This window comes from Sphingomonas bacterium, assembly GCF_903644055.1.
Taxonomy (GTDB): Bacteria; Pseudomonadota; Alphaproteobacteria; order Sphingomonadales; family Sphingomonadaceae; genus Sphingomonas_I.
On record NZ_CAHJXD010000271.1, the window covers coordinates 1 to 9218 of the forward strand.

Annotated in this window: 11 protein-coding genes; 4 read left to right on the top strand and 7 right to left on the bottom strand. The window is 68.0% G+C overall.

The window, feature by feature from the left end:
• Together HUU94_RS12695 and HUU94_RS11720 are read left to right on the top strand one after the other, a co-directional pair.
• Positions 1 to 324 (top strand): hypothetical protein (locus tag HUU94_RS12695; protein WP_217429617.1); only part of this gene is annotated, 324 nt, incomplete at its 5' end.
• A gap of 23 nt (positions 325 to 347) precedes the next feature.
• The gene (locus HUU94_RS11720) at positions 348 to 1019 is read left to right on the top strand and encodes a TetR/AcrR family transcriptional regulator (protein ID WP_174275255.1); all 672 of its coding nucleotides are present in this window, start codon (positions 348 to 350) and stop codon (positions 1017 to 1019) included.
• A gap of 18 nt (positions 1020 to 1037) precedes the next feature.
• Here HUU94_RS11720 and HUU94_RS11725 read toward each other — a convergent pair whose 3' ends face one another.
• Together HUU94_RS11725 and HUU94_RS11730 are read right to left on the bottom strand one after the other, a co-directional pair.
• A complete protein-coding gene (locus HUU94_RS11725; RefSeq protein ID WP_217429618.1) occupies positions 1038 to 2054 on the bottom strand; it encodes a cyclase family protein in 1017 nt (338 codons plus the stop codon).
• Positions 2051 to 2809, bottom strand: coding sequence for an SDR family NAD(P)-dependent oxidoreductase (locus HUU94_RS11730; RefSeq protein ID WP_174275256.1), 759 nt, complete (start codon positions 2807 to 2809; stop codon positions 2051 to 2053). Before HUU94_RS11730 ends, HUU94_RS11725 begins: the two co-directional genes overlap by 4 nt.
• Positions 2810 to 2971: 162 nt before the next feature.
• On the opposite strand from HUU94_RS11730, the gene HUU94_RS11735 reads away from it, so the two are divergent.
• Positions 2972 to 3313 (top strand): DUF4286 family protein, encoded by a 342-nt coding sequence (locus HUU94_RS11735; protein WP_174275257.1) that lies wholly within the window; start codon positions 2972 to 2974, stop codon positions 3311 to 3313.
• A gap of 213 nt (positions 3314 to 3526) precedes the next feature.
• On the opposite strand, the gene HUU94_RS11740 is transcribed toward HUU94_RS11735, so the two are convergent.
• The gene (locus tag HUU94_RS11740) at positions 3527 to 3952 is read right to left on the bottom strand and encodes a VOC family protein (RefSeq protein ID WP_174275258.1); all 426 of its coding nucleotides are present in this window, start codon (positions 3950 to 3952) and stop codon (positions 3527 to 3529) included.
• A 156-nt stretch (positions 3953 to 4108) separates the two neighbouring features.
• Between HUU94_RS11740 and HUU94_RS11745 the strand changes: the two genes are divergently transcribed.
• Entirely contained in the window at positions 4109 to 5035 is a 927-nt protein-coding gene (locus tag HUU94_RS11745) for a 3-keto-5-aminohexanoate cleavage protein (protein ID WP_174275259.1), read from the top strand.
• A 100-nt stretch (positions 5036 to 5135) separates the two neighbouring features.
• Here HUU94_RS11745 and HUU94_RS11750 read toward each other — a convergent pair whose 3' ends face one another.
• From HUU94_RS11750 to HUU94_RS11765, 4 genes are all read right to left on the bottom strand, one after another.
• Positions 5136 to 5939, bottom strand: coding sequence for an SDR family NAD(P)-dependent oxidoreductase (locus HUU94_RS11750; protein ID WP_174275260.1), 804 nt, complete (start codon positions 5937 to 5939; stop codon positions 5136 to 5138).
• A 107-nt stretch (positions 5940 to 6046) separates the two neighbouring features.
• Positions 6047 to 7174 carry an acyl-CoA dehydrogenase family protein gene (locus HUU94_RS11755; RefSeq protein ID WP_174275261.1) on the bottom strand — a complete coding sequence of 376 codons (1128 nt, stop codon included), beginning with the start codon at positions 7172 to 7174 and terminating at the stop codon, positions 6047 to 6049.
• Entirely contained in the window at positions 7174 to 7848 is a 675-nt protein-coding gene (locus HUU94_RS11760; RefSeq protein ID WP_174275262.1) for an SDR family oxidoreductase, read from the bottom strand. Before HUU94_RS11760 ends, HUU94_RS11755 begins: the two co-directional genes overlap by 1 nt.
• A 25-nt stretch (positions 7849 to 7873) precedes the next feature.
• Positions 7874 to 9037, bottom strand: a complete 1164-nt coding sequence (locus HUU94_RS11765; protein WP_174275263.1) for an acetyl-CoA C-acetyltransferase — start codon at positions 9035 to 9037, stop codon at positions 7874 to 7876.
• Positions 9038 to 9218 lie beyond the last annotated feature (181 nt).

Here is a 9218-nt window from a genome sequence, read left to right on the forward strand (position 1 = left end):
GCCGTCTGCGCCAAAGCGGGCCCGAAGGCGATCATCGAGACGCCGCAAAACGCCGCGGAACCGAACTTCTTCATGCTTACCCCTCCTGATGCGCCGATCCGGGACATTTCCCGCAATCGGCTTGTTCGCTTCGGAATCAGGAGCCCTCCGGCACCCTGCGAGGCGCTCTTTAATGAGGAAATGACGTATCATCAACTCTGTTTCGCGCCTGTGATCGAGACGAATTCGTCTTTGTCGGTACGATCGGCCGAGGGTGGGTGGCGCCGGCATGGTTTCAGCGGGCGCAGTTTCAATTTGACGTTTCTTCATCGGCGAATAGGCTGAGACGGTCCAGCCTGGGAGATGACATGGCGCGCTCGTCGAATATCGTGGTGGGAAAGGATGGCCAGCCGCTCGGCAATAAGGGAATGGACACGCGGCGATCGCTGATCGAGGCGGCCCGTCGCCTCATGCATCGCGTATCGCCCTTCCAGATCACGGCAACCGCGATCAGCAAGGAGGCCAATACCGCGCCGGCGACCTTCTACGTCTACTTCAACGGCGTAGAGGACGTTCTCTGGGCATTATGTGATCTGGTGACCGAGGATACCGCGCATCTCTTCCTCGATCCCGCCTTCCTGCGCCGCCCGGATCGCCTCGAGATCGATGCGCTGGACCTGGTGAAGGGCTACAGCGCGATCTGGAGCAAGCACTCGGTCATCCTGTCCTACCGGAACCTGGAGGCGGACAGGGGAAACGGACGCTTCAACCTGCTGCTCACCCGCACCGGCCTGCCGATCATGCAGGGGCTTTGCGACCGGATCCTCAAGGCGGCGCCGGCGGATCGGCCGATTCGACCGCGCGACGCCAATGCGGAGGCGGTCGTGATCGTCGCGGCGATGGACCGCCTGTCCGCGGCGGTCCTGCTCTATCCGGAGCAGAGCGTGATGCCGGGCGTGCTGCACGAAGCGGTCGCCCGCATGATCGTGCGGTCGCTCCGCTATCCGATCGTCGAGGGGATCCCGTCGGGCGAACGGTGAGCGGGTTTGCCGGACCCGCTAGACCGTTGCGACCGGCGTGGCCGGCGAGCCCACCGCGCCCGGCAGCCGGAGCGGCGGCGCGGTCAGCAGGAAGGCGTGGCGGCCGACCGATCCTAGATGGCGCGCCAGATCGCTCAGCCACCAGAGTTCGCCCAGATGGATGCCGAGCTTGAACAGGCAGCGGTCGTGGAGCGGCAGCAAGCCGTTCGGGCCGGCGGCCGCGAGCGCAGGGTCGAAACTTTCGACCGCCTGATTGTCGGCGATCAGCGCGACGATCCCACTTTTCTCGATCCAGTCGAGCAGCCGTCCGTCCGACCCGTCGAGCGCGGCGCCGGTCTTGTGCAGCACCTCCCCGTCGGGCGAGCGGCCCATCGCCATCAGCGCGTCGCCGTAGCCGGTGTGCAGCAGGAGGAAGTCGCCGGGTCGCACCTCGACGCGCTGCGTGGCGATCGCCTGCATCAGCTTGTCATAGCCGACCAATGTCCGCCCGGTGCCGAATTGCCGGGCGAGATCGACGAGCACGCCGCGGCCCTGCACGCCGGTGATCGCCATGTTCTCGATGCCCAGCGCCTTTGCGCGCGGCCCGCCTTCGACATCCGGGCCGATCATATGCTCGCCGGCACGGAAGCCGTTGTAATAGAATGGTTTCATCTCGCCGCCGTCGTCCACGTCGAACATCCGGCCCCAATGCGCGAGCGAATCCCACTGCGTGGAATATTGCAGCCACATGGTGACGCCGTCGTCGCAGCAGACGTCGGTCTCGGTCAGCGAGAAATTGTACATCTGGTGACCACCCAGGCAGCTCGCGAAGAGCTTCGGCCCCTTGCGCGGCGCGTCCTCCGCCTCGCCGCCGGGATAGTCGAGCGGCAGGCTGAGCACGAAGGCCCGGCCCTCCTTCACCTCGCCGACGGCGGCCAGCCGTATCTCCGGCGTGATGCCGTTCAGCCGACCGACCTGGTCGTCGGCGCCATAATCGCCCCAGTTCGATCCCTCGGGCCGGCGCGTCCAGCGGCGCGTGATGGTCTGCGCGGTCAATGGTAGGTGCGCCCGCCATCGACCGGCAGGACGATGCCGGTGACGTAGGACGAATCGTCACAGCTCAGGAACAGCACCCCCTTCGCGATCTCGATCGGCTCGGCGATCCGGCGCAGCGCATATTGCTGCACGAACGGTGCCTGGGTCGGATCGGGATAATCCTTGAACAGGAAGGATGCCATCGGTGTGTTGGTGAGCCCCGGCGCCAGCGCGTTGACGCGGATCCTCGGCGCGACCTCGCAGGCGAGGCTCTTGCTGAACGCGATCAGCCCGCCCTTGGTGGCCGCATAGGCGGTATTGTTCGGCGTATTGGGCAGGATGCCCTGCCCGGACGCGATATTGACGATCGTCGCGCTCTCGGCCTCACGCATGTAGGGCAAGGCGGTGCGGCAGAGAATATAGGGCGCGGTAAGGTTCACCGCGACGAAGCGGCCCAGGATCTCGTCGGTCATCTGCTCGATCGGCCCCCCCTTGGAATAGGCGGCGCAGTTCACGATACCGTCGATCCCGCCCATCGCCTCGGCGGCGCGGACGACTGCGGCCTCGATCGCCGCGCCGTCGGCGAGATCGAGCGGTATGGCCGCGGCGTCGAGGCCGGTGGCCACCTCGGCGAGCGCCTCCTCGCTGAGGTCGATCAGGGCGAGCTTGGCCCCCTCCGCATGGAACAGCCGGGCGATCTCCTTGCCGATGCCGGAGGCGGCTCCCGTCACGATCACGCGCCGCCCGGCCATCTTGCCGCTCGCACTCTCCGCCATCATTCCCTCCTCGTCCGTTTATGAAGGGCTACCATATTCCGCTTCCCGCGCAACCCGCGCGTGGCCGCCGGTCCGCGTCGCATGAAGCTTTGTCATCTGCGGTCAAGACAGGCCGAATCCTCTTCGCGCAATCCTATAGCTGAGTCGTGAGAGGATGCTATAATGGGTCATTACAAGCTGGTGGTGCTCACCAATCCGGTCGACGGTCGGGAGCAGGATTACAACGACTGGTACGACAACCAGCATCTCGCCGATGTCGTCGCGGTCCCAGGCTACCGATCCGCCCAGCGGTTTCGGCTTCGCAACCCGATGGGCTATGACCATGCCCATCGTTACCTCGCGCTTTACGAGATCGAGACCGACGATCCAGACGCGGCGATCGAGGCTCTTCTGGCGCGGCGCGGCACGGAACTGATGGCGGTATCCGACGCGCTCGACCAGGACACGGCGGTTGCCGGCTTGTTCGAGTCGTGCTCGCCGGTAGTGACGACCAAGAACGCCTGAGAGACCGTTTGGGAAAGCAGGTTCCAGCTCTGGAAAGCGCTCCACCGCGCTTTCTCAAACGGTCTCAGCGCGTGCGAAGCGGAGCGCCCTGCCGGTCAGGCCTTCTCGGCCCGCGTCTCCTTGAGCCAGCTATTGAAGGACGTGAACAGCGCGGTGATCGTCTTCGGCTTATGGCCCAGTCGCGCTCTCCTCGTTGGGGCGCTTCGGGACGCCTCAGTCTTCCGCCAGCAATTCGATCAGATTGCCGTCCGGATCGAGGAAGTAGACAGACTGGCCGCGCACGCCCCGGCTCGACGTCCGCGGCACCGGGCCCTCCCGCAGCGGCACCCCCGCCTCGGCAAGCATCGCCTTGGCGCTGGCGATGTCGCCGCCCCAGCGGAAGCAGAGATCGGCCGATCCGGGAGTGGGCAGCCGCGCGACGAGATCGATGCCGTTGCCCTGTCGATGCACGTTGAGCATGGCCCCGCCGATGCGTATGCCGCGCACCGCCGTGCGGCCGTCGATCTTGTGATCCATGAACACGTCGGCATCGAGAACGCGCGTGTAGAAGGCGCAGGTCTCGTCGATGTCGGCCACGGTGATGGCGACATGGTCAATGCCCGTCACGGCCGATCGCGTCGCGATGGTATCTCCGGTCATCCCCGCCCACATCTTCATGGTCTGACGGCAGGCTGCGCCCTCCCCAATGTGAAGACAATCGGCCGCGTTTTCGCCTTTCCGCCATATCTGCATGAAAGCGCCGCGTCTGCCGGGCGCGGTCATGCGCGGCGGGGGCGGACCTGATAGCATATCGGGATGCAGCCTCTGATCATCGAACTCGCGATGAACGGCGAGACCAGGCCATCGCGCAACCCGCATGTTTCGCGCAGTCCGAACGCCATCGCCGACGAGGCGATCGCCTGCATCGATCTCGGCGCGGCGCTGGTTCACAACCACAGCGACGATCCCATGCTGGTCGGCGAGGCGGCGGCGGCGCGCTATTCCGAGGGATGGACGCCGATCCTCGCCGCGCATCCGGACGCGATCCTCTGCCCCACCAACACCGGCGCGCGCGATCCGGCCGAGCGGCTTGCCCATCTCGCTCCCTGCGCGAAGGCCGGCGCGCGGATGGCGGCGATCGACACCGGCAGCATGAACATGCCGCTTTCGGGCGGCGGTGTCGGCCAGGCCCGGATGCTCAGCTACGTCAACGATTTCGATCGCATCGCGACGATCCTCGCGGCGATGCGCGAGGCCGGGCTCGCCGCCTCGATCGGCATCTACGAGCCCGGCTTTCTGCGCGCCGCGATCGCTTTCCACCGCGCCGGGCTGCTACCGCCGGGCAGCTTCGCGAAGCTCTATTTCTTCGGCGGCGCCAATTACCACGACGCGACCCCGTGCATCGGCTTCGGCCTCTCGCCCAGCGCCGCCGCGCTCGACGCCTATCTCGATATCATCGGCGGCAGCGGCCTGCCCTGGGCGGCGGCGGTGGTCGGCGGCTGCGTGGTCGACAGCGGCATGGCCGCGCTCGCCATTGCGCGCGGCGGGCATGTCCGCGTCGGGCTAGAGGATCATGCCGGGCCGCGGACGCCCACCAATGCCGAGCTGATCGCCGAGATCGCAGGCCTCGCGCGCGTCGCCTGCCGGCCGCTGGCGACACCTGCTCAGGCGGCGAAACTGCTCGGCATGTCGCCGGCGGGTCGACAGGTCCGCGGCGTGGGAACAGCCTCACCGAAATCATGAAGGAGATGATCGCGGCCGGCCGATTCCTCCACGTGATACAGCTCGACACCTTCTGCCCGACCGGCGCGCGGACGCCCGAACCGGAAACGGCGGAACAGGATCAGGCGTAGCTGCTGCCGCCGTCGATCACCATCTGGGCGCCGGTCATGAACCGGGCCTCGTCGCTGGCGAGATAGACCGCCGCGGCGGCGATGTCGGAAGGCCGGCCGGTGAGGTGCAGGGCGTTGGCCTGCTCGATCCGCTCCCGGGTCTCCCGATCGGCCATGAAGCCCTCCGTCATCGGCGTGTCGATAATGCCCGGGCAGATCGCGTTGACGCGGATCGGTGCGATCTCCTCGGCAAGGCATTTGGTCAGCATCAGCAGCCCGCCCTTCGACGCCGCATAGGCGCTGGTGCCGGGCGAGGGCCGGATCGCGCTGAGCGAGGCGATGTTGACGATGCTCGGCCCCGCGCCCCGCCGCAGCGCGGCGAGCGCGGCCTTGCAGACCAACGCCGGCCCGCGCAGATTGATCTCGAACAGGAGCTGCCACTGATCGATATCGAGGCTTTCGAACGGCTGGCGGAAGAGGATGCCGGCGGCGTTGACCACCGTATCGAGCCCGCCGAGCGTTGCGATCGCCGACGACACCGACGCCTCGATCGCCGCCGGATCGCGCACGTCGCAGCGCAGCCCTTCGGCTCCCAGCCCGGCCGCCGTAGCGGCCACGCCGTCCCCGTCGATGTCGAGCAGCACGAGCGTCGCGCCCTCGCCGTGAAATTGCCGCGCGATCTCGCGCCCGATTCCGCTCGCGGCTCCCGTGACGAGCGCGCGCTTGCCCACGAGCCGCCCGCTCATGCCGCGCACGACAGGACAGGGGCGGGCGCCGTCGATCATATCGCCGCCGTGGATCAGGATATCGTTCATCCCACTCTCCCATAAGTCCTTGCGGATGGATTAATCGATCGACCGTCGAGCCGCTTGATGCCTCGCGACTGGGACAGGCCCTGCCGCGACAGGATCGATCTCGCGGATCAGAGCGCGCGCGCGATCACCATGCGCTGGATATCGGACGTGCCTTCATAGATCTGACAGACGCGCACGTCGCGGTAGATCTTGGCGACGCCGAATTCCTCCAGATAGCCATAGCCGCCGAGCGTCTGGATCGCGCCCGAGCACACCGCCTCCGCCGTCTCCGAGGCGACCAGCTTGGCCATCGACGCCTCCTTGAGGCAAGGCAGGCCGACATCCTTGATGCTTGCCGCGTGGAGCGCCAATTGCCGTGCCGCCTCCAGTCGCGCGGCGAGATCGGCGAGGCGGAAGCCGACCGCCTGGTGCTCGATGATCGGCCGGCCCATCGACGAACGCTCACGCGCGTAACCGATCGCGATCTCCAGCGCCGCCTGCGCCATGCCGACGCACTGCGCGGCGATGCCGATGCGGCCCGCCTCCAGATTGGAGAGCGCGATCGAGTAGCCACGCCCCTCCGGCCCGAGCAGCGCGTCGTCCGGCACAACGCAATTGTCGAAGCGCAGCGCGCAGGTGTCCGACGCGCCCTGCCCCAGCTTATGCTCGACCTTGTCGACCGTGTAACCGGGCGTGTCGGTGGGCACGAGGAAGGCCGAGACGCCCTTCTTGCCTGCCGCCGGATCGGTGACGGCGATCACCATCGCGACCCCCGCGATCCGTCCCGACGTGATGAACTGCTTGGCGCCGTCGATCCGCCAGCCGCCCGCCACCTTCGTCGCGCGGGTGCGGATCGCCGAGGCTTCCGAACCCGCGTCGGTTTCGGTCAGCGCAAAGGCGCCGATGCAGCGGCCGGCGATCAGCTCGGGCAGCCAGCGCGCCTGCTGCGTCGCGCTGCCGTCCTTGATCAAGCCCGAGACCATGATCGAGTTCTGGATCGAAACGACCGTCGAAAGCGCGCCGTCGCCGGCCGCGATCTCGATCAGCGAGAGCGCGTAGGAAACATAATCCGCGCCCGCGCCTCCCAGCGCCTCGGGTGCGGTCATGCCCATGAGGCCGAGGCCCGCAATCTCCTCGAACAGCCCGTCCGGATATCCGCCAGCCGCCTCGAACGCGGCGGAACGCGGACGCAGCTCGGCCTGCGCCCAGTCGCGCACCGCGTCACGGATCGCCGCCTGCGTGTCGGTGAGCAGCATCAGACGCGCCCTGTGACCGGGATGAGCGCGCCGGTGATCGCGGATGCCTTGTCGGACAGCAGGAAGGCGATCACGCCGGCCAGCGCTTCCGGCGTCACCCAGCGGCTGAACTCGGCGTCCGGCATGTCGGCGCGGTTGACGGGCGTGTCGATGATCGAGGGCAGCACCGCGTTCACCCGCACGCCCTTGTCCTTATACTCCTCGGCCAGCGCCTCGGTGAGCCGCATCACGCCGGCCTTGCTGGCCGCATAGGCGCCCATGCCGTGCGCCGCCCTGACCGCGCCCGCCGCGCCGACATTGACGATCGCGCCGCCGCCTTGCGCGAGGCCGGCAAGCGCCGCCTTGCTGCTGTTGAGCGTGGTCCGGACGTTCATCTTGTAAAGCAGGTCCCAGGTATCGACGCTGCCGCCGGTGACATCCTCCCAGCGGAAGCCGCCGGCGATGTTGGCGAGGCCGGCGAGCGGGCCGTGCTCGGCGACGATCCCTGCATAAGCCGCCTCGGTCGCGCCCGCGTCGGTCAGGTCCACGCCGCCGACCGAGGCCGCCTGCCCGACGCCGCCGATATCCTTGGCGACGTCGACGGCGATCACCTTCGCCCCGCCTTGCGCCAGTTCCGCCACGACCGCGCGACCAAGCACCCCCGCTGCGCCCGTGACGATGATGCTCTCCGCCATGTCCTCGTTCCCTTCGTCAATCCGCCTAGAGCGCCTCGATGATGGTGGCGTTGGCGATGCCGCCGCCCTCGCACATGGTCTGCAACCCCCAGCGCTTGCCCCGCGCCTTCAGCGCATGGACCAGCGTCGCCATCAGCTTGGTTCCCGAAGCGCCGAGCGGATGCCCGAGGGCGATCGCGCCGCCGTTGACGTTGAGCTTGGCCGAATCGGCGCCGAGCGCCGTCAGCCAGGCCATCGGGATGGCGGCGAAGGCCTCGTTCACCTCGAACAGATCGATGTCGTCGAGTTTCATTCCGGCCCGCGCCAGCGCCTTGCGGGTAGCGGGAATGGGCTCCTCCAGCATGATCACCGGATCGCCCGCCGTCACCGCCAGCGTGTGGACGCGCGCAACCGGGGTGAGGTTGAAACGCTTGAGCGCGGCCTCGCTGACCACCAGCGCGCCGGACGCGCCGTCGGTCGTCTGGCTGGCGTTGGCGGCGGTGATGGTGCCGCCCTCCTCCAGCGTCTTGACCGCGGCCATCGCCTCTATCGTGCCGCCGCGCCGCACGCCGTCGTCGGTGTCGAACGTGCCTTCGGGCGTCTCGACGGGCACGATCTCGGCCTTGAAGGCGCCGCTGTCGATCGCCGCCGCCGCCTTCGCGTGGCTGGCGAGGGCGTAGGTGTCCATGTCCTCGCGGCTGAAGCCGTATTTGTCGGCGATTGCCTGGGCGCCGTGGAACTGGCTGAACTCGGCCACGCCGTAGCGGTTCTGGATGCTCTTCGGCCACGGCCCGACGCCGAGGCCGGCCTGCCCGTGCAGCGTGTAGTTGGATCCCATCGGCACCCGCGTCATGCTCTCGGCGCCGGCCGCGATGATCATGTCCTGCGTGCCGGACATGATCGCCTGCGCCGCAAAATGCAGGGCCTGCTGGGAAGAGCCGCACTGGCGATCGATGGTGACGGCCGGCACGCTATCCGGCAGCCGCGATGCGAGCACGAGATTGCGGCCGAACGCGAAGGCCTGCTCGCCCGCCTGGCTGACGCAGCCGACGATGACATCCTCGATCTCCGCCGGATCGATGCCGGTGCGATCGACCAGGGCGTTCAGGATCGTCGCGCCGAGATCGGCGGGATGAACATCGATCAGGCCGCCCTTGCGTGCCCGCCCGCCGGCGGTGCGGAGCGATTCGACGATATAGGCTTCGGCCACGGGATCAGGCTCCTCTGAAATCGGGGGTGCGCTTGGCGAGGAAGGCGGCGAGCCCCTCGCGCGCCTCGCCGGCGCCGGCGGCCGCCATCGAGCGCAGCTCGCGATCGAGCTGGGCCTCGAAGCCGGTCTCGAAACTCTGCGAGAGCAGCGACCGCGCCGCGCCCAGCGCCGCGACCGGCGC